We start from the raw sequence: 19,805 nt of genomic DNA on the forward strand, positions 1-19,805 counted from the left end.
AAAGCCCTTCCGCGTGATACGGAAGGGCTTTCTTTGTTGCGATGGTCTCTAATTGAAACAATTTTGTACAAGTCATTGACTTGCTGTTCCTAAAAATAAATTTCTATCTTGAATTATTGCATCAACGGCGGACTTAACCACTTGATCTAAGCTGACATTTAAGAATCCCTTGCTAGACTAAGCAATCAGCCAAGTACCATGGGACAATAAATGCACATTTGTCAGAAAAACCACGACATACCCACCAGAAACTTGCTGGAGTTGAGCGGTTCGTTGGGCTCGGCGGTGCCGGCGTTGGAGACGTGGTGGTAGCGGTATTCCCCCATGATGGCCGTATTCTTCCCGATGAGATACTGGATGCCGGTTCCCCCCTGGTAGGAGAAGTCGAGCCGTGTCCCCATGGTGGGGAGGCCCAGGTCCACGAAGAGTACCCCGCCGCCGGCAAAGACGTAGGGGTACAGTTTCTCGTCTGCCAGTCCGGTGAATTTCCAGCTCCCGAGAAGGTAGCCGCCGGTCATGATCCGGTCCCGATGATCGACCGCCAGATGGATCGGGAGTTCCACCAGCAGTTCGTGACGTCCTTGGTACCATGACCCTTTTCCCACCTCGTCCGACAGGAACCAGCCGAAGCGTCCGATGGCATCGGCGGTCTGTACCTGGGTGCGGGTGGCGCCGAAGCCCCGGTGGGTTATGCCATAGCCGGCGAGGAAGGCCCATTCGTGGTCGGCGGTGGCGACAGATGGCGATTCGGCGGCGATGCAGGGGGAGGTGGCGAGAAGAGAGCCAGAGACCAGGAATGCTACCAGATAGGGATAAGGCTTCATGCCCTGACTCCTTTGACGATTCGCGCTTGAGTATCCGTAAGGATCACAGCAGTCACCACTTCTGCTTCAGTTCAAAGGCCAGGATCTCCGGCAGGTGTCGCAGGAAGGTAGCCACGCTGTGGGGCGACTTCCAGAGCATCTTCGTGTAGCCCCAATGGATGCGGCTCCGGCGGTAGAAGCGGCTGATGAATTCGTTGTAGAGCCCTTCCAGTTGTTCACGGGTCATGCCGTGGGGGACAAAGACGAAGTTGAGGCAGTTCATCAGCGGCCAGTTCTCGTCGAATTCCCCCTGTTCGCGGATGGTGGCGTAGAGCGGCGCGCCGGGGAAGGGGGTGAATTTGGTGACGTTGATTTCGTCCAGGGGGAGTGCCAGGGCGTAGTCGATGGTCCGGCGGATGGATTCTTCGGTCTCTCCCGGCAGTCCCACCATGAAGAGCCCCTTTACCCGCATCCCCGTGTCCCTCACCAACTGCAGTTTCCGCTGCACCTCGTCCAGGCCGTAGAACTTGCGGTGCTTCTTGATTACCTCCGGATCCCCCGACTCGATGCCGAAATTGACCTGCCAGCAGCCGGAACGTTTGAGGAGGCGCAGCAGTTCCGCGTCCACATGCTCCAGGCGGGCGATGCAGTTGTAGGTCACCGGTAGCCGTTCCCGTTCCTTCAGTTCGCAGAAACGGGCCACCCGGGCGCGGTCGGTGGTGAAGAGGTCGTCGTAGAAAAAGACGTGGCGGATCCCGTAGTCGCGGTTCAACATTTTCAGGTGCTCGACGATGTACTCCGGCGAGTTGAAGCGGAATCCCCGGGAGAAGACCGAGCGGTCGCAGTAGGAGCACTGGTAGGGGCAGCCCCGGCTGGAGATGATGCTGGTGTTCGGCGCCTTCGGATAGCTGAAGAGGGGAAGGGTGTAGCGTTTGGGGAATTGGGGAAGACGGTGGTAGGCCGGGAAGGGGAGGTCGTCAAGGTTGGCGATATGCTCGCGGAGGGCACTGATGACTCCCTTGCCGTTCTCCCGGTAGCCGACGCCGGGGATGTCGCTTCCACCGCGGTCCAGGTTGGTCACCAGTTCGAAAAAAGTCTGTTCCCCTTCGCCGATCACCAGGTAGTCGATGGCCGGGAAGCTGTCCAGCAGCCCAACGCCTACGGAGCAGGCATGGGCGCCGCCGAAGACCGTCGTGATGCCGGGGGCCTTTTCCTTGATCCTTTCGGCAATGGAGTAGCCTTCAAGGAATGACGACGTGGTGCAGGAAAAGCCCACCACATCCGGGCGGCGGCGGATTACCTCGGCCACCAGGGTTTCAGCCGGCATCGGCGTGGCATAGCAGTCGATGACTTCGGTGCCGATTCCCCGGGCCTCAAGAAAGGCGGCTATGCTGAGCAACCCCAGGGGGGGCATGAGATTGAAGATGGTGGTTATATCGGTTCCGGTCCCCAGCCAGTTGCTGCCGAAGGGATGGATGAAGAGGACCTTCACGTGAATCGCCTCGTTGCCGTAATGAATTGCGGCGCTATGCTAGTCGGTTTGATGGAAGAAAGCAAATGCTATCGCTGTCGCCGAACGGTCATCACCTCGACTCTATCGAAGCCAACAGTTTGACTCCAGATACTTATAGCAAACCTACAAGATTTCTGTCCGTTATTGGTGTTTAACGGCAACCGGCATCATTTATCCGGAGTGGAACGGTTGGGCACAGTAATAGCATCATCGAAAGAACTCTATGAAAATCCTCTATATTGACGACAAAGCGGAAATCCGCACGCTATTGGGACGCTACCTTAAGTCATGGGGGTATGACGCCCTCGGTGCGCCCAATGGCGAGTCCGGGTGGAATCTTATCCAGGAGCATCGCCCCAGCATTGTGATCACCGACTGGATCATGCCCGACCTGGAGGGCCCGGCCCTCTGCCGGCGCATCAGGGGAGCCGGGTTTCCGGAATACACCTACATCATCATGCTGACCGCCAGGAGAGATGATGTGGTGGTCGGCATGGAGGCCGGGGCCGACGATTTCATCGGGAAGCCTTTCAATAAGGAAGAGCTCAAGGTGCGCATCAAGGCGGCCGAGAGGATCGTGACCCTGGAGCGGGAACTGGCGCTCACCAACCTGGGGCTTCAGGAAAAGAACCGCCGGCTGGAGGAGTCGGAAGAACAGCTCCGGCAGATGGCCCATTTTGACAAACTGACTGGGCTGCCGAACCGCCTGCTGTTTTTTGAGCGCCTGGAGCGTGCCGTTGTGGAATCCAAACGAAGCGAGAGCAATTTCGGGCTCCTGTTTGTGGACCTTGACGCGTTCAAGGCGGTAAATGACAACCATGGCCACAAGACCGGGGACGAACTTTTGGTCATGGCGGGGCAGCGCATGGACGGCTGTGTCAGGGCATCCGACACCGTGGCCCGCATGGGGGGTGACGAATTTTGCATTATCGTACGCGGGGTGAAGTCTTTTGACGGTCCGGTGACCGTGGCCGAGAAGATCATTTCATCCCTGTCACGCCCCTTCGATATTTCCGGCATCACCTGCCGGATCGGGGCTTCGGTGGGGATCAGCGTCTATCCCGATGACGGAGATACCGTGGAACTTCTCATGACCCATGCCGACAACGCCATGTACGAAGCGAAGAGGGGGGGCAAGAACTCCTGGCGGCGATGGAAGCCGGATTCTCCCGATACTGATGAAGGTGTTCTTCTATGAATAGGCGCGAACTGATGGCCGGCGTCCTCCTGGGGAGCGCCGGTTTTCTCGTCAACTGGTTCAAACTGTCACTGTTCTTCAACGTGGACTTTCTGTTCGGCTCCGTGTTCAGCATGTTCGCCCTGCTGCGGTTCGGACCGGCCACAGGCCTGCTGGCAGCGGTGATTGCCGCGGGGTGCACCTGGCTGCAGTGGCACCACCCCTGGGCCATCGTCATTTTCGGCTGCGAGGCCCTCTGTGCCGGTTGGCTGGGAAACCGCAAACGCATGGACCTGATGATCGGCGATATCATCTACTGGCTCAGCGGTGGCCTCGTGCTGGTCTGGCTGTTCTATCACCAGGTCATGGGATTCAATGTCGGTGCCACCCTCCTGGTTGCCCTGAAGCAGGGGATGAACGGCATCATCAATACCAGTATTGCTGAGGCTCTCTTTCTGCTGAGTTGGCGTCTGGGAGGTAGCGCCGAACTTCCTTCACTGCGTAAATGGCTGGGGGTCATCCTGCAGGGAGTAGTGCTGGTACCGGCGTTCATCTTCGCCTTTCTCGATACCTGCGGGTATTTCCGGCACAAGATGGAACGTCTGCAGCGGGATACCGTGCAGATGGCCGATGTGGCCAACCTTACTATTTCAAGCTGGCTTGACGAAGAGCAGCACAAGATGGGTGTGTTCGTCAATCTGATTGGCGACCCTGACCGAATGCCGTCCCAGGAGATGCAGCGGTTCCTTGAAAGATACCATGCCGCCCATGGCAGCGACACCTACCGGCTGGGGGTCATGGATCGTAACCATGTCACTCGCGCCTTCTCGCCCCGCGTTGACGAAAAGGGCTCCTCCACCATCGGCGTCTGGTTGGGGGACCGTCCGTACATAGCAGGATTGAATGACCCGGCGCATCCGATGGTTTTTGATGCCTTCATAGGCAAGATTGGCATACCCGGCCCCCGTCTCATTATGCTGGCCCCTTGCATGGTGGAAGGGGAATACAGGGGGGCTGTTTTCAGCGTGGTATCTCTCGGTCATCCTGCTGCGCTGCTGAAGAGAATTGTCGGCAAGCGGGATGTCAATCTGACACTGCTGGACAGGCAACGCCGGGTTGTGGTCACCACCCACAGTGACAAGAAATTTCTGGAGCGGTTTACGTTGCCCAAGGAGGGGACGCTGCTTCCGGTTGGTGGTACTGTGAGTCAATGGGTTCCTGATCCTCAACCGGGGGTCGGACCCATGAAACGCTGGACCCGTTCGTTCTACCAGACGGAGATCGCACTGGACCCCAAATCCGGCTTCCGGTTAGTGGTGGAGTCCTCCTTGGCGCCGTCACTGAAGGAGATCAACAACCGCGCATCCATGCTGCTGGGAATACTGGCATCGCTGACACTGGTGGTGGTCGGCCTGTCCCGTTATTTCAGCCGGCGGTTGCTGGCGCCCATTGCCATGCTGGGGAAGGCTACCGGCCAACTCCCGGTAAGGATTGCGCAGGGAGAACTGATATCCTGGCGCCCAGCTGAGGTAAGGGAAGAGCAGGAGCTGCAGGATAACTTCCGGCTGATGGAAAATGCCTTACAACAAAGTTTCTCTGAACTGACCGCGGTCAATGAGGATCTTGAACGACGGGTCACAGCGCGGACCGCAGAACTGCAGGTAGCCAAAGAGGCGGCTGAAAACAGCGAGACACAACTTCGCAGCATCGCCAACTCAGCCCACGATGCGATCCTGATGATGGACCACCAGGGTTCCATCACCTACTGGAATCCCGCCGCCGAACAGATTTTGGGGTATAGCGCTACGGAAGCGCTCGGTAAGGATCTTCACGACTTGCTGGTCCCCGAGCGCTATCTGGCCGACTACCGTGCGGCATTTGCAGCGTTCCAAAGGAGCGGTCACGGCAGTGCCGTGGGCAAAACTCTTGAGCTCTTCGCCCGGCGAAAGGATGGTCAGGAGATTGCGGTTGCCATGTCGTTGTCTGCGGTTTTCCTCAACGGGACATGGAATGCCGTCGGGTTACTCCGGGACATCACGGAACAGAAACGGATAAATGCTTCCCTCCGGATGCTTTCCGCTGCCGTGGAGCACAGCCCGGTATCCATCATCATTACCGACCGGGACGGACGCATAGAGTATGTTAATCCCAAATCATGCCAGATCACCGGCTATACGCTCGAAGAGTTGCGGGGCCAGAGCCCGCGCATCATGAAAGGTCCGACCCACCCGCCGGAGTTCTATAAAAACCTGTGGGAGACCATACTTTCAGGGCGGGAGTGGTACGGAGAATTCCATAATCGCCGCAAGGACGGTAGTCTTGTATGGGTTATGGCATCCATTTCGCCCATCTACGACGAAAAGGGGGAAATCACCCATTTTGTGGGGGTTCGTGAGGAAATCGAAAAACAGAAAAAGCTCCAGGAAGAGCTCGCCAATATCGCACAACTGGAGAAAGTTGCGCGGGACCGGGCCGAACAGGCGAACAGGGCCAAGAGCGAGTTTCTGGCCGGCATGAGCCATGAGATCAGAACGCCCCTCAATGCAATCATCGGTATGAGCGACCTTCTGGAAGAAACCCGCCTCGATGACGAACAAGCAGGGTATCTGTCGGTTGTCCATTCAGCGAGCGAAACCTTGCAGGGACTGATTAACGACGTCCTTGACCTGTCAAAGATCGAAGCCGGCATGCTGCAGCTGGATTCTGTACCCTTCAGTCTTCGGGACTGCATCCGGCAACTGACGGACATCACGTCGGTGAAAGCGTCCTCAAAGGGGGTAACATATTCCTTCTCAGTGAAATCCGCAGTCCCGGACTGGCTCCTGGGAGATTCGTTGCGGTTGCGGCAGGTGCTGATCAACCTGGTGGGGAATGCCGTTAAATTCACCGACAGCGGCGGGAGTGTACTTCTGGAGGTTGAGCCGGTCCAACAGTCCGATGCCGAAGTACTGATCAGGTTCTCCGTGACCGACACCGGCATCGGCATAGCGCCGGAAAAGCTGGACACCATCTTCGAGAGTTTCAGCTAGGCGGATTCATCAACCACCCGGCGCTACGGCGGGACAGGGCTGGGGCTGGCCATCTCCCGTCACCTTGTGGGGATGATGGGAGGTGAAATCGGCGTGGAGAGCACCGTTGGGAAGGGGAGCTGTTTCCGCTTCACAGTACCTTTCGCCATCTCGCGCAGAACAGAAGAGCCGCTTCCGAAAGAACAACTTCCCGGAGACAAGCTCGGCAGACCGCTCTCCATTCTGGTGGTGGACGACAATCTGGCGAACCGCACCGTGCTGACGGCCTATTTCCGGCGTACCGAGCATACGGTAGAGTGTGCGGTAAATGGCGAGGAAGCCCTTGCAAAGATCAAGGGGGGTGGATATGACGTGGTTTTCATGGATATGGAGATGCCGGTCATGGATGGCTATACGGCAGTGCGCCTGGTGCGGGAATGGGAGCGGGAGACGGGCCGGGCGCCGCTGCCGGTGATCGCGCTCACTGCCAATGCGCTCAAGGAAGATCAGTTGAGGAGCATTGATGCCGGCTGTACCGCGCACCTGACCAAACCGATCAAAAAGGACAAGCTGCTGGAAATCGTCGGAGAATACCAGCAACGACCACGGACCAACGGGAAGCAGGGAACGAACATGGATCGCGACAATGTGCCGGATAAAATAGTTGTCGTCTGCGATCCGGAACTTGAAGACATCATTCCGGCCTATCTGGAGGGGAGAAAGACAGAAGGCTCTGTCATCCGTGAACTTGCGGTCAATGGTCAGTTCGACGAAGTGCGGACCATCGCCCACGGCTTGAAGGGTTCCGGCGGCTGTTACGGTTTTTCGAGGATAACGGAAATCGGGCGGGATATGGAACTGGCGGCGAATGACGGCAATCTCGTCGAGGTGTTGAAACAGCTCGATACCCTCGAGGCGTACCTGCAGGCAATTGAAGTCCGCTACGAATAATCGGAACACGTCATGTTCCGCCGCAAAAAAACGCGGCTCCCGGCTGATTCGGGGGCCGCGTTTTTTTTGCCCAATCCGGCATCTATCCTTTTGTCACCTTCGGAATGAAGATCTGCTCGGGATCAAGAACATCGTGGATGAAGTGCAATTCTTCTCGGGTCGGGGGAAGCGTTTCGCCGCTAACCCGGGAGATGTCCAGGTCGAAGTGGCACATCTCCTTTATTTCCTCCGGCGTCTTGCCGGGGTGGCAGGTGTCCAGATAGATGCGGCCGCTCTCCCCGTCGAACCGGAAGACGCCGGCGGTGCTGATGACCGCCGAGGGGCCGCCGCGGTAGGCGGCGCCGTAGAGCTCCCGGCGATGGACGAAGTCGCCCTCCGGCCATTTCTTCACCCGCCAGCCGGGGCTCGTGATGTAGCTGACGTTGGGGGTGAAGCGGCGCTTCTCGTGGACCATGATGAAGACGGTCCGTTTGGCGAAGGAGTTGATGTCGGGGTTGCCGCCGCTGCCGGTGAGGCGCAGTTCGGGGTTGAGGTAGTCGCCGATGCAGGTGGTGTTCACGTTGCCGTACTCGTCCACCTCGGCGCCGCCGAGGAAACCCAGGTCCACGTAGCCCCGCTGGGCGATGCTGAAGGCATCGTAGAGTCCCGAGGCCCGGGAGGCCCCCATCTCGCACCGGGCGTCGCCGACGGAGGTGGGGATGGCCGGTGGGCGGCCGTCGAGGGTGCCGGCCTCAAAGATGAGCTTCAGGTTCGGGGCGTGGGTCTTCTGGGCCAGCATGATCGCCACCATGGGGAGGCCGGTGCCGGCAAAGACGATCTCGTTGTCGTGCACCTCACGGGACGCCGCGCAGCACAGCAGATCGGCAAGGCCGTATTCTTCCGGAGTCGCGTACTCTCTGCTCATATCATTGCCCCCTCTTTACGCTGGTCGAGTAGTTGAGTGCGGTATTGGCCTTCAGATTCAGCATCCGCGGCCAGCCGAGCTTCTCCAGGTAACCCATGTGGTCGAGCCCCGTGATCCACTCTTTCTCGAAGTCGTTAAACCCTTCCTGGGTGCGGGTCCGGCTGTAGAAGTCCTTGAGGAAAGCACCGTCCACGTCGTAGCGGCCGAACATGCCGGTGGGGTGGGCGCCGAAGGGACACTCCAGAATGTGGTCCACCTCGAAGCTGGTGATGGTGTTGCGGTCGGCCTCCCGGCGCAGGTACTCCTCGGGGACGATCTCCTCGGCCATGACGATGGTGATGTCCGCGGTCCGGGCCGCCTCGGGATCGGAGTAGTACTGGCCGCTGACCCGGACGGTCCCTTCCTCTCCCACCTGCTGGACGCACATGATGGCGATGTCGGCTTTGGCCGCCGGCACCAGCACCTGGGAGCCGGCTTCGTAGAAGGGATCCTCGGTGAAGACGTACTTCTGCTTGGGGATCCGCTTCCCGTCCCGCCGGCCGGCCCGGCCGAGCATGTCGTACTCAGGGTTGTGGATGTCCGTGCCGAGGGAAGTCTGGGTAACGGCGTAAGGAGCGCCGGCGGCCCCGGCGGCAAAGCGGAACATCATCTCCGCATGGCTGTAATCCTCAACTATGATCTCCCTGTTACCCACCTTGCGGGAGAGGTTGGCGCCGTACTTGCCGTAGAGCTCATGGCCGACCCAGCACGACTCCCAGATGTCGACGCACCCGGCTCCCACGAGGAATTCGGTGTGGGGGCCGCCATTCACTTCGATGAGGTGGAGTCCCCGTCTCTGCTGGCGGATCAGCTCGAAAACGATGGCCATGGGGCGCCGCCAGATGGTGAACCCGGAGAAGGTGAGGCTGGAGCCGTCCTTGATGATCTCGGCGGCCTGCTGCAAGGTAATGCGTTTACCTGTCCCCATACATACCTCCATACGTGATAATTTCTATTGGTTAAAATTCTTGAGAATTTCCCGCGAGATAACCACCCGCTGGATCTCGCTGGTCCCTTCGTAGATGGAGGTGATCCGGGCATCGCGGGCATAACGCTCAACCGGGAAATCCTGGGTGTATCCGTACCCGCCGAGCATCTGGATCGCCGAATAGCAGGCCCGGTTGGCCGCCTCGGTGGCGTACAGTTTCGCCATGGAGGCCTCCTTGGCAAAGGACTTTCCCTGATCCTTGCGGAAGGCCGCGTTCATGAGGAGGAGCCGGGCAGCTTCCAGTTCGGTGTAGGCATCGGCCACCATCCACTGGATAGCCTGGAAGTTGCTGATCTTCTGGCCGAACTGGGTCCGCTCGGAGGTATAGCGGGTGGCATGGTCCATGGCTGCCAGCCCGACGCCGAGCCCCAGGGAACCGATCCCGATCCGTCCGCCGGCCAGCTCCGCCACGGCGATCCGGAAACCGTCGTTCAACTTCCCCATCATGGCGCTCTTGGGGATGCGGCAGTCGGTGAAGATTACCTCGTTGGTGGCCGAGGCGTGCTGCCCCATCTTGTGCTCTTCCTTGCCGATGATGAGGCCGGGCGTTCCAGCCTCCACCAGGAAGCAACTGATACCTTTACCCTTGGGGGCAGCCTTGTCGGTGACCGCCCAGACCACGAAAACCCCGGCATAGGAGGCGCTGGTAATGAAAATTTTGGAGCCGTTCAGCACCCAGGAGTCGCCGTCGTCCACGGCCTGGGTCACCATTCCGGCGGGATCGGAGCCGGCGCAGGTTTCGGTGAGGGCGAAGCTGGCGGCGGAATACTCGCCGGAACAGATCTTCGGGATGTAAGCCCGTTTCTGCTCCTCGGAACCGACGACCTGGATAACCTCGGCGGCCATGTTGTTGACCGAGACCGTGACCGCCGTGGAGGCGCAGGCCCGGGCGATCTCGGTCATGGCCACGCTGAAGGAGATGGCCCCGGCCTCGGCGCCGCCGTACTCCTCCCGCACGTTCAATCCCATGAAACCCAGTTCAGCCAGCTTTTTCAGGTTGGCCAGCAGGGGGCCGCGGTCGCTTCCCTGGTCAAGCTGCGCCGCCACCGGCTCCAGTTCGGCCTTGGCAAAGTCACGGGCGGTGTCCTGAATCAGTTTCTGTTCTTCGGTCAGTTCGAGATACATGGTTTCTTCTCCTCTGCGACGATAATCGGAATATCCTGCTCCCGTCCCCATTCCTGCCACTCCCGGGCGCTCCGGTCGGCAAAGGCGGCGCGGTACTCTTCTCTGGTACTCACTCCCAGCGACTCTTCAAGCCGGCTCTTGAAGTGGGGCTCCAGAGCTGCCAGGGCCACCCAGCCGTCACGGGCTTCATAGAGGTTGTATTCGGGAATGCCGCCACCCAGAAGAGCGCCCGGAGCGGTACTGCCGTAGCGTAGAGGCTCGGCCATGGCTTCGGCCGCGCGGGAAAGGGCGACCTCCGCATAGCCCGCCTCCTGTCCCCGTTCGCGGATGAGAAGGAGTGCCATGGCGGCCGAAACGGTCTGCTCGGCGCCGGCCATGTCGGCAAGGAGGGTCCGGGGCATGTGGGGAGGGTTGAGAAGACCGAGAGAGGCCTGGTAGGTGAGGTCGTGGCCCGCCTCGTTTTCGCGGGGGGCGGGATAGCCGACGATGGCCACTTGGCAGAGGCGGGGGAATTTCCGGTGAAGCTCCTCCCACCCGAGACCAAGACGGCAGAGGCCGGCGGGGCGGCTGGCGGTAATGAGGAGGTCGGCGGTTGCCAGCAGGCCGTTGAGGTGAGCCAGACCTTCGGCGCTCTTTAGGTCGATCCTGACGACCGTCTGGCCGACGGCCATATCCCGGTACCAATCAGCGTTGTACAGTTCCATGAGGTCGCCTGACGGCGGCTCCACCTTCACGACGGATGCCCCCAGATGCCGGAGGCGCCGGGCGGCGGCGGGGCCGGGAAGATTCACGGCCAGGTTCACGACAACCATTCCTTTAAGGGGCTTCATGGCTCCTCCTCTGTCAGCCCGGTTCACTGCAGTTTGGCCGTGAGAGCCGGCACGAATTGCATCACGTCGGCCACCACGAGGACATCGGCAACTTCTCCGATGGGGGCGTCCTTGTCCTTGTTGATGGCGACGACAAAATCCGATTTTTTCATGCCGGCCAGATGCTGGATCGCCCCTGAAATGCCGCAGGCCACGTAGAGCTTGGGGCTCACGCTCTGGCCGGTGGTCCCCACCTGGTGGCTGTGATCCACCCAGCCGGCATCCACCACCGGCCGGCTCGCCCCCAATTCTCCGCCAAGGGCCTTGGCCAGAGCCTGGATAACGGGGATATTGTCCTTTTTCCCCACGCCCCGACCGGCGCTGACGATCACCTCGGCCCGGGTCAGGTCCACGTCCTTTTTCTCGGCGGGCTCGTAGCCGACAAATTCCACCGGCGTCGCCCCATCGGGTATGTCGATGCGCTCCACCTTTGGCGTCCCCTGGGGAGTGCCAGTGAAGCCGAAGGCGCCAGCCTGGATGGTGAGGACCGCCTTGCCGCTCCTGGGTGCCACGGTGCGGCGCATCTTGGCGTTGCAGCACCCCACCTCGTAGCCGCCGTCCACAATGTCGACGATCTCCGACACCTGGCCGGCCCTGAGGGCTGCGGCCACCCGGGGGGCAAGGTCCCAGCCGTAGGAGGAGTGGACAAAGACGACGCAGTCGGCGTTTTCCCGCTGGACCGCATCGAGGACGATCTTCTTGTGAACGTCCGGGTTGTATTCGCCGTATTTCGTCGCCTCGGCCAGGTAAACTGTGCCATTGCAGGCGGGAAAGGCGCTGTCGCTCCCGATGAGGACCATGGCCTTTTCGGCGCCGATGCGGTCGGCAAAGGCGAGGAGTTCGTAGGTTGTATCGAGGAGTTTTCCTTCGCGATATTCACAGACAAGCAGTGCTTTCATGGATTTTCTCCTCTCACCGGAGCACGTTCGTTTTTTCTTTCAGGATCCCGTAGAGCTGCTCCACCAGGTTCCCCACATCACCTTCCAGCACGATCCCGCCTCCCTTTCGCGCTGGCGGGTAGAACCGGGCCGTGGTGGCAACAGACTCTTCCTGCAGCAGGTCGGCCACGGGGATGGCGAGGATCTCCTTCTTCTTGGCCTTCATGATGTTGGGAAGGGTAGGGTAGCGGGGGATGTTGAGGCCCAACTGACAGGTGGCGACGGCCGGAAGCCGCAGCTTCGCGACCCCCTTAATTCCCCCTTCAAGCTCGCGCTTGGCGGTCACCACGCCGTCGGCGAAGGCGAAGCCCACAAGGGTCGTGGCGCAGGCGTAGCCGAGAAGTTCCGCCACCAGTACCCCCACCTGGGCCGAGCCCCGGTCCTGGGACTGCATGCCGGTGAAGATGAGGTCAAATCCCTCGCCGCGGGCGTATCGGGCGATGATTGACGCGATCTGCCACGGGTCTTTCCCTTGGGGGGCGGGGTCCTGGATGTGGGCTCCCTTGTCGCACCCCATGGCGAGGGCCTTCTTGATGGCCTCGTTCACCCGGTCCGGGCCGATGGAGAGGACCGTCACCTCCGGCTCGTTCCCCAGCTGCTCCTTGAGTTGCACCGCCTGTTCCACGGCATATTCGTCGTACTCGTTCATCCGGAAGGCCAGATCGGTCTCCTCGAACCAGGTGCCGCTGCCATCGGGCTTGAAGCGGGATTCCATGTCGGGAACCTGTTTGACGCAGACGAGTATTTTCATAGACACCTCCCCAAATTCTTGAAACACGGAGCAACTGAGCAACGGAGGAAAATCTGAGAAAAACAAACGCAAACTTGTATAATTTTCTGTGCGCCTAGAGCTTTTTCTCCGAATTTGTTGTTCTCCGTGTGCTCCGTTGCTCCGTGTTATTGCTAAAGGTTTACGGTTAATCTCTCCGCCACGATTTCTGCCAGATCCCTTACCTTCATGTTTTCTTCGAAACCGCCGGTCTTGATGCCGTCCTCGAACATGGTGAGGCAGAAGGGGCAGTTGGAAACCAGGAGCGGGGCGCCGGTCTCCCCGGCCATGCGGACCCGGGTCTCGCTGATCTTGGTGCCGAGCTTCTCTTCGGCCAGGATTCGCCCGCCACCAGCGCCGCAGCAGAAGCTGTCGCATCCGGAGCGGTCCATCTCTCGCAGGTCGCCGCCGGCGGCTGTGAGAACGGCCCGGGGCTCGGCGAAGATGTCCTTGTAGCGCCCCAGATAGCAGGAGTCGTGGTAGGTGAAGGGGAAGCGTTTCTCTTCGGGGGCCAGGGCAAGGCGGCCGCTCTCCATTAGGCCGTGGATGAAGGTGGCGTAGTGCTCGGTTGCCAGCTCGAACCCCAGGTCGCGGTAGTCGCGGGAGAGGGTGTTGAAGCAGTGGGGGCAGGTGGTGACCACCTTCTTTGCCCCGCTGGCCTTCATCAGCTCGATGTTTTCCTGGGCCACCATCTGGTAGAGGTACTCGTTGCCGAGCTTTCTCACCGGCTCGCCGCAGCACTTCTCGTCCTTGCCGAGAATGCCAACCCGGATGCCGGCGGCGGCGCAGATCTTCACGAAGCTGCGGGCCACTTCCCGGTTCCGCTTGTCGAAGGAGGCGTAGCAGCCGGCGAAGTATAGGATATCTGCCTCCTCGCCGTCCGAGACCCGGGCCACGGGGAGCCCCTCGGCCCAGTCGCCCCGGCTGGCATAGGCGAGGCCGAAGGGGTTGCCGTTCACCTCCACGTTGCTGACTGCGGTGCGGACCTCGTCGCCCGGGAATTCCCCCTCCATGAGGGAGAGGCTGCGCCGCATCTCCAGGATCTTGTTCACGTGCTCGATCTCGGCGGGGCAGATGTCCTGGCAGGCGCGGCAGGTGGTGCAGCTCCAGAGGACGTCGGCAGTGACCGTCTCCACCAGGGAAGAATCTGGTGCCGTGAAAGCCGCTTCGCCCACCTGCTTCACCACCTTCATGGGGGAGAGGGGCTTGTCGGTGGCCCAGGCGGGGCAGCGGTCCTGGCACCGCTTGCAGCTGGTGCAGGCGTCGGCGTCGAAGATGTCCTTCCAGGTGAGGTCGGTGACCTTCGTGGCGCCGAACTGTTCCTGGCCCTCGTCTTCCATGTTGAGGGTGCCGATGGTTCCCTTTTCATCCAATGGGGCGAAGAAGGAGTTGATGCTGGTGGTCAGGATATGGCGCAGCTTCGTGTAGGGGAGGGCGGCGATGAATCCGAGCACGAGGGCGAAATGGGTCCACCAGAGAACTTTGTGCATGGTGCGGATGGAGTCGTCGGTGTAGCTGGTGAAAAGCTGGGCAAAGAGGTATCCCACGGGGGAGAAGCGGGCCAGGTCGGGATTCTGCTGGAGTTCCGTGGCGGCCATCCGCGCCCCTTCGACGCAGAAGCCGGTGATGAGGATGGCGAAGAGGAGCTGGTGGATGATCCGGTCGTCATTGATGGTATCAATGCCGTCGGGCTTCAGCACGAAGCGGCGGATGGCGAGGCCGGCCAGCATCAGGACGGCACCGAGGCCCGCCAGGTCCAGCACCAGGGAGAAGGCCTTGTAGAACTCCCCCTTGAGGATGTTCACATGCATGAGGGGGGTGAAGAAATCGGCCTGGAGCATCACCACTATCGTGCCGGCAAAGAGGGTGAGGAATCCCCAGAAGAAGAGGGCGTGGGGAATGCCGCCGTCCTTGACCCGGGCAACCTTGCACTGACTCAGCACCGTCGAGACGAGGCGCTTCACCCGCTCGTCGTAGCGGTCGAAGCGGTCGAGGGGCTTCCCCTGGCGCCAGACGGGGAGACGCTTCCAGAACCCCCACGCCAGGATGCCGAAGGCGGCAAAGGTGAGGAGGTACATGGGGATCACGACCCCGTGGCCGATGTTCCAGTAGATTTCGCGGGTGGCTTCCATGATGTCTCCTTCTTCCTTTCCAGCCTTGAAGCTTTTAGTCTTGTCCTGTCAGCTCAACAGCAGCTTCGAGATAACCACCCGCTGCACCTCGTTGGTCCCCTCATAGATCTCGGTGATCTTGGCATCCCGGTACATCCGCTCCACCTCGTAATCGCAGATAAAGCCGTAACCGCCGTGGATCTGGATCGCCTCCTTGGTGACGTAGGTGGCGGCCTCCGAGGCGAGCATCTTGCACATGGCCGACTCCATGGTGTAGCTCTTCTTGTGGTCCTTGAGCCACGCGGCTTTGTGGGTCATAAGCTTGCTGGTCTCGATCTTTGCCCACATGTCGGCCAACTTGAACTGTATCGCCTGGAGGTCGCAGATGGGGGCGCCGAACTGCTTCCGCTCCTTGGAGTAGGCCAGTGCCCGCTCGAAGGCTCCTTCAGCGATCCCCAGGGCCTGGGATGCGATGCCGATGCGGCCGCCATTCAGGGTGTCCATGGCGATCTTGAACCCCTGGCCTTCCTGCCCCAGGAGGTTTTCCACAGGGATCCGGACGTTGTCGAGGGCGAAGGCGGTGGTGTAGCTGCCCCGTATCCCCAGTTTCTTCTCGTTCTTCAGGATCTCCACGCCGTGGGAGCGGAGATCGATGATGAAAGCCGAAACCCCTTTGTGCTTGAGGCTCTTGTCGGAAGTGGCAAAGAGGACGCCGGTTCCGCGGTAGCCACCATTGGTGATGAATATCTTGGAACCGTTGATGACGAATTCGTCCCCCTCGCGGCGGTAGGTAGTGGCGATGGCACCGGCGTCGGAACCAGCGTCGGGCTCGGTCAGGAGGAAGCAGCCGATGGTCTCGCCGCTGTTCAGGGCCGGAAGCCACTTCTTCTTCTGCTCTTCGGTGCCGAAGGTGTAAATGGGGCCGCAGGCTAGGGAGGTGTGGGCCGAGATCAGGACCCCGCTGGAGCCGCAGGCCTTGGAAACCTCCTCCACCACGATGGAGTAGGAGAGCATGTCGAGTCCGGCCCCGCCGTACTGCTCGGGGAGATAGCTTCCCATGAACCCCATCTCTCCCATCTTTCTGACAAGACCGTCAGGGATCATGTGCTCTTCGTCAATCTGCACGGCGAGAGGCTTTACCTCCTTCTCTACGAAGTCACGCACGGCGTCTTGCAATACCTTGTGGTCCTGGCTCAGCTCGAAGTTCATGACAACCTCCCTATGATTGATTGTGAAATTATTTCCCCGTAAATACTGCTTTCCGCTTTTCCACAAAGGCCCCCATCCCTTCCTTCTGGTCGGCGGTGCCAAAGAGCACCCCGAAGAGGGAGGCTTCGTAGCGGAAGCCGTCTTCCTTCCCCATGTTCAGGCCGTTGGCAATGGCATTCTTGGCGTAGGTCACTCCGAGGGGACCGACGCCGGCAATGGCGGCCGCAGCCTCCTTTGCCTTTGCCAGAAGCTCCTCAGGAGCGAACACCTCGTTGACGATCCCCCAGGCCAAGGCCTTGTCGGCCGTGATCATCCGGCCGGTGAAGATCAGTTCGTTGGCCCGGCTCTTCCCAATGAGGCGCGCCAGGTTCTGGGTGCCGCCGAAGCCGGGGATAATGCCGAGGGTCACCTCGGGGAAACCGAGCTTCGCCTTCTCCGAGGCGTAGATGAAATCGCACCCCAGGGCCAGCTCCAGCCCGCCGCCGAGGGCGAAGCCGTTCACGGCGGCGATGACCGGAGTTTTCATCTTCTCCATGGCCATCATGCAGTGCTGTCCCTTCAGGGCGAACTGGTGCCCCTCAAAGGATGACATGGCAGCCATCTCCTTGATGTCGGCCCCGGCCACGAAGGCCTTTTCGCCGGCGCCCGTGAGGATCACCACCCGAACCGCAGGATCGTATTCAAGCTGATAGAAGGCGGAGGCCAACTCCGTCAGCACCTCGCTGTTCAGGGCATTGAGGGCCTGGGGCCTATTGACGGTGAGGGTGGCGACGCCGTCAGCGGTTTCGATGAGCAGGTTCTTTAATTCCATGGAGATTCTCCTTTAGCCGGTTCGATTTCGCGTTCAGGCCAAGGCGGCGACGAAAGGGAGAACGAGGCGTAGCAGCGCTACGTTGAGGAGCCCTTGAGGAGCCAACGCCGGCATGGACGTGAAGGCGAAGCGGCTCAGTAGGTGTAGAAGCCGCGCCCCGACTTGCGCCCCAAATATCCTGCATTCACCATCTTCACCAGGAGCGGGCAGGGGCGGTACTTGGGGTCCTTGAAGCCGTCGTAGAGGACATCCATGATTGCCAGGCAGGTGTCGAGGCCGATGAAGTCGGCGAGCGTCAGGGGGCCCATGGGCTGGTTGGTGCCGAGCTTCATCCCTTTGTCGATATCCTCGGCCGTGGCGATTCCTTCGTAGAGAGCGAAGACCGCCTCGTTGATCATGGGCATAAGAATGCGGTTTACGATGAAGCCAGGGTAGTCCTGGGAAACCGCCATTTCCTTTTCCAGCCTGGCCACCAGTTCGGCGGTGAGGCGGAAGGTGACGTCGCTGGTGGCGTGGCCACGGATGACCTCCACCAGTTTCATGACCGGCACCGGGTTCATGAAGTGCATGCCGATGACCTTGTCGGGACGCTTAGTTACCGAAGCGATCTTGGTGATGGGGATGGACGAGGTGTTTGATGCCAGAATAGCGCTCGGCTGAACGATATCGTCCAGTTTGCGGAAGATGTCCAGCTTGAGGGGCTCGTGCTCCGTGACCGCCTCCACGCAGAAATCACAGCCGGCGAGATCGGTCATGTTCTTCGTGGTCAGAATCCTGCCGACAGTTGCACCGACCAGCGATTCGGGAATGACCCCCTTCTTTGCCTGCCGCTCCAGGTTCTGCCTGATGGTTGACACCGCCTTTTCGAGCTGAAGCTCCGCGATGTCGTAGAGCACCACGTCATAGCCGAACTGGGCGTATACGTGGGCGATGCCGTTTCCCATCTGACCTGCGCCGAGTACCCCGACTTTATTGATCATAATCTGCCTCCATTTCAGAAACGGAATAATACTGAGCAACTGAGCAACTGAGAAAATCAGGAAGTTACGAAAAGGAGTTCATTGCCTTTCTCTGTTGCTCTGTTGCTCTGTGTTTCAAATATTTCAGATCCGCTCGAAGATCACCGCCACCGCCTCGCCGCCGCCGATGCAGAGGGTGGCGAGGCCGTAGCGTTGCTGGCGCCGATGGAGTTCCCGGATGACCGTGGCTGCAAGCCGGCCGCCGCTGGCGCCGATGGGGTGGCCGATGGCGCAGGCGCCGCCGTTGACGTTCACCTTGTCCAAGGGGAGGCCGAGACCCTTGATGGCCAGGAGGGCCACCGAGGCAAAGGCCTCGTTGATCTCGAAGAGGTCGATGTCGGACACCGTCAGGCCGGCCTTGGCGCAGGCCTTCTCGATGGCGCCGATGGGCGCCTCGGGGAAGTTGTCGGGATGACGGCTTTCCGTGGCCGAGGCAACGATCCGGGCCTTGGGGGTGAGGTTGTACTTCTTCAGGCCGTCGGTATCGGTCAGTAGGGCCAGGGCCGCGCCGTCGTTGATAGTGGAGGCGTTGCCGGCGGTGATGGTGCCGTCCTTCTTGAAGGCGGCCCGCAGAGATGGCAGCTTGCTCGGATCACCCTTGAAGGGCTCTTCGTCCGTGGCGAGGGTTTCGTCACCCTTTTTCCCCTTCTTTACCACCGGCACGATCTCGTCGGCAAAGATGCCGCCGGTCACCGCCGCCTGGGCCAGTTCGTAGGAGCGCCGGGCGAACGCGTCCTGCTCCTCGCGGGTGAGGCCGCCGCGCTCCGCGCTCGCCTCACCGATCTCTCCCATGTGGCGGCCCGTATAGGGATCCTGAAGACCATCGTAGATCAGCAGGTCCAGCAGTTCACCGTGCCCCATGCGGTAGCCGGCGCGGGCCTTCTTGAGGAAAAAGGGCGCCAGGGACATGTTCTCCATGCCGCCGGCGATGACAATTTGGGACTCACCGAGACGAATGCTGTCGGCGCCGAGCATGATTGCCTTCAGGCCGCTGCCGCAGACCTTGTTGATGGTCAGGGCATGGGCCGAGTCAGGGATTCCCGCCCCGCGCATGGCCTGGCGGGCCGGGGCCTGGCCGCAGCCGCCGGAGAGGACCTGCCCCACGATGACTTCATTCACCGTGTCGGGGGCGAGGCCGGCCTTTGCCAGAAGCTCTTTCATGACGGTGGCGGCCAGCTTTGGGGCATCCACGTCGGCCAGCATGCCGGAAAATGAACCAAACGGCGTTCTCAGGGCATCAACCACAAACACGTCTTGCATTGCTTTTCCTCCGGGTTGCAGATTTGGTGTAAGCATATATCTACTTCACGTGCATGTCAACCATGTTTAGAACGGCTTTATAGATGTGTGTGAATCTTTATGTTTGTGTTCTGATAAAAACCAACTAAAACGATATGTTGAGTGTGTAATTTAGTGTGCTTATTGTCGGGGTATTTGCTGTTTGATGTGTTTATTTGACGTCAAGGTTAGATATCGAGGGGGTATTGAGCGGTTATAAAAAAGCGGTATAGAGATGTGATTTCGTTTCCTGCCAAAAAAATGGGCAGCCCGTCGGCTGCCCCTAATGGAGA

At 60.2% G+C, this 19,805-nt stretch carries 15 protein-coding genes and 1 pseudogene; 3 read left to right on the forward strand and 13 right to left on the reverse strand.

What is annotated here, in order from left to right; translation table 11 throughout:
• Positions 1–221: 221 nt before the first annotated feature.
• Both KJB29_RS03520 and KJB29_RS03525 read right to left on the reverse strand, forming a co-directional pair.
• Positions 222–824: an acyloxyacyl hydrolase gene (locus tag KJB29_RS03520; RefSeq protein ID WP_215733413.1), complete on the reverse strand. Its 603-nt coding sequence runs from the start codon at positions 822–824 to the stop codon at positions 222–224.
• 52 nt (positions 825–876) lie between these two features.
• Complete coding sequence (locus tag KJB29_RS03525; RefSeq protein ID WP_215733414.1) at positions 877–2,295, reverse strand: B12-binding domain-containing radical SAM protein; 1,419 nt, start codon at positions 2,293–2,295, stop codon at positions 877–879.
• A gap of 244 nt (positions 2,296–2,539) precedes the next feature.
• Here KJB29_RS03525 and KJB29_RS03530 point away from each other — a divergent pair, with 244 nt between their 5' ends.
• From KJB29_RS03530 to KJB29_RS19240, 3 genes and pseudogenes are all read left to right on the forward strand, one after another.
• Entirely contained in the window at positions 2,540–3,514 is a 975-nt protein-coding gene (locus tag KJB29_RS03530; protein WP_215733415.1) for a GGDEF domain-containing response regulator, read from the forward strand.
• A gap of 968 nt (positions 3,515–4,482) precedes the next feature.
• Positions 4,483–7,074 (forward strand): annotated as a pseudogene (locus KJB29_RS19235) (PAS domain S-box protein); the annotation flags it as partial.
• Positions 7,075–7,134: 60 nt separating this feature from the next.
• Positions 7,135–7,452, forward strand: coding sequence for an Hpt domain-containing protein (locus KJB29_RS19240; RefSeq protein WP_246560447.1), 318 nt, complete (start codon positions 7,135–7,137; stop codon positions 7,450–7,452).
• Positions 7,453–7,534: 82 nt separating this feature from the next.
• On the opposite strand, the gene KJB29_RS03540 is transcribed toward KJB29_RS19240, so the two are convergent.
• From KJB29_RS03540 to KJB29_RS03590, 11 genes are all read right to left on the reverse strand, one after another.
• Positions 7,535–8,356, reverse strand: a complete 822-nt coding sequence (locus tag KJB29_RS03540; protein WP_215733416.1) for a CoA-transferase subunit beta — start codon at positions 8,354–8,356, stop codon at positions 7,535–7,537.
• 1 nt (position 8,357) lies between these two features.
• Positions 8,358–9,323, reverse strand: coding sequence for a CoA transferase subunit A (locus KJB29_RS03545; protein ID WP_215733417.1), 966 nt, complete (start codon positions 9,321–9,323; stop codon positions 8,358–8,360).
• A 24-nt stretch (positions 9,324–9,347) separates the two neighbouring features.
• Positions 9,348–10,508, reverse strand: coding sequence for an acyl-CoA dehydrogenase family protein (locus tag KJB29_RS03550; protein ID WP_215733418.1), 1,161 nt, complete (start codon positions 10,506–10,508; stop codon positions 9,348–9,350).
• On the reverse strand, positions 10,493–11,338 hold the full coding sequence (locus KJB29_RS03555; RefSeq protein ID WP_004514143.1) for a CoA transferase: 846 nt from the start codon (positions 11,336–11,338) through the stop codon (positions 10,493–10,495). Before KJB29_RS03555 ends, KJB29_RS03550 begins: the two co-directional genes overlap by 16 nt.
• Positions 11,339–11,361: 23 nt before the next feature.
• Positions 11,362–12,276: an electron transfer flavoprotein subunit alpha/FixB family protein gene (locus tag KJB29_RS03560; protein WP_215733419.1), complete on the reverse strand. Its 915-nt coding sequence runs from the start codon at positions 12,274–12,276 to the stop codon at positions 11,362–11,364.
• 13 nt (positions 12,277–12,289) lie between these two features.
• Positions 12,290–13,066 carry an electron transfer flavoprotein subunit beta/FixA family protein gene (locus KJB29_RS03565; RefSeq protein WP_215733420.1) on the reverse strand — a complete coding sequence of 259 codons (777 nt, stop codon included), beginning with the start codon at positions 13,064–13,066 and terminating at the stop codon, positions 12,290–12,292.
• A 152-nt stretch (positions 13,067–13,218) separates the two neighbouring features.
• Positions 13,219–15,216, reverse strand: coding sequence for a heterodisulfide reductase-related iron-sulfur binding cluster (locus KJB29_RS03570; RefSeq protein WP_215733421.1), 1,998 nt, complete (start codon positions 15,214–15,216; stop codon positions 13,219–13,221).
• Positions 15,217–15,264: 48 nt separating this feature from the next.
• A complete protein-coding gene (locus tag KJB29_RS03575; protein ID WP_215733422.1) occupies positions 15,265–16,404 on the reverse strand; it encodes an acyl-CoA dehydrogenase in 1,140 nt (379 codons plus the stop codon).
• 28 nt (positions 16,405–16,432) lie between these two features.
• Positions 16,433–17,215, reverse strand: a complete 783-nt coding sequence (locus KJB29_RS03580) for an enoyl-CoA hydratase-related protein (RefSeq protein WP_215733423.1) — start codon at positions 17,213–17,215, stop codon at positions 16,433–16,435.
• Between the two features lie 134 nt (positions 17,216–17,349).
• Positions 17,350–18,195 (reverse strand): 3-hydroxybutyryl-CoA dehydrogenase, encoded by an 846-nt coding sequence (locus KJB29_RS03585; RefSeq protein WP_215733424.1) that lies wholly within the window; start codon positions 18,193–18,195, stop codon positions 17,350–17,352.
• Positions 18,196–18,318: 123 nt separating this feature from the next.
• Positions 18,319–19,494: a thiolase family protein gene (locus KJB29_RS03590; RefSeq protein ID WP_215733425.1), complete on the reverse strand. Its 1,176-nt coding sequence runs from the start codon at positions 19,492–19,494 to the stop codon at positions 18,319–18,321.
• Between the last annotated feature and the right edge of the window lie 311 nt (positions 19,495–19,805).

It is taken from the genome of Geobacter grbiciae (assembly GCF_018531165.1).
Taxonomy (GTDB): Bacteria; Desulfobacterota; Desulfuromonadia; order Geobacterales; family Geobacteraceae; genus Geobacter; species Geobacter metallireducens.

What these genes read in the sequence shown, in the direction of transcription:
- KJB29_RS03570 (WP_215733421.1), bottom strand. Translation starts at nt 15,216, where the DNA reads ATGGAAGCCACCCGCGAAATCTACTGGAACATCGGCCACGGGGTCGTG.
- KJB29_RS03555 (WP_004514143.1), bottom strand. Translation starts at nt 11,338, where the DNA reads ATGAAGCCCCTTAAAGGAATGGTTGTCGTGAACCTGGCCGTGAATCTT.
- KJB29_RS03560 (WP_215733419.1), bottom strand. Translation starts at nt 12,276, where the DNA reads ATGAAAGCACTGCTTGTCTGTGAATATCGCGAAGGAAAACTCCTCGAT.
- KJB29_RS03540 (WP_215733416.1), bottom strand. Translation starts at nt 8,356, where the DNA reads ATGAGCAGAGAGTACGCGACTCCGGAAGAATACGGCCTTGCCGATCTG.
- KJB29_RS03580 (WP_215733423.1), bottom strand. Translation starts at nt 17,215, where the DNA reads ATGGAATTAAAGAACCTGCTCATCGAAACCGCTGACGGCGTCGCCACC.
- KJB29_RS03590 (WP_215733425.1), bottom strand. Translation starts at nt 19,494, where the DNA reads ATGCAAGACGTGTTTGTGGTTGATGCCCTGAGAACGCCGTTTGGTTCA.
- KJB29_RS03520 (WP_215733413.1), bottom strand. Translation starts at nt 824, where the DNA reads ATGAAGCCTTATCCCTATCTGGTAGCATTCCTGGTCTCTGGCTCTCTT.
- KJB29_RS03550 (WP_215733418.1), bottom strand. Translation starts at nt 10,508, where the DNA reads ATGTATCTCGAACTGACCGAAGAACAGAAACTGATTCAGGACACCGCC.
- KJB29_RS03585 (WP_215733424.1), bottom strand. Translation starts at nt 18,195, where the DNA reads ATGATCAATAAAGTCGGGGTACTCGGCGCAGGTCAGATGGGAAACGGC.
- KJB29_RS03545 (WP_215733417.1), bottom strand. Translation starts at nt 9,323, where the DNA reads ATGGGGACAGGTAAACGCATTACCTTGCAGCAGGCCGCCGAGATCATC.
- KJB29_RS03530 (WP_215733415.1), top strand. Translation starts at nt 2,540, where the DNA reads ATGAAAATCCTCTATATTGACGACAAAGCGGAAATCCGCACGCTATTG.
- KJB29_RS19240 (WP_246560447.1), top strand. Translation starts at nt 7,135, where the DNA reads ATGGATCGCGACAATGTGCCGGATAAAATAGTTGTCGTCTGCGATCCG.
- KJB29_RS03575 (WP_215733422.1), bottom strand. Translation starts at nt 16,404, where the DNA reads ATGAACTTCGAGCTGAGCCAGGACCACAAGGTATTGCAAGACGCCGTG.
- KJB29_RS03565 (WP_215733420.1), bottom strand. Translation starts at nt 13,066, where the DNA reads ATGAAAATACTCGTCTGCGTCAAACAGGTTCCCGACATGGAATCCCGC.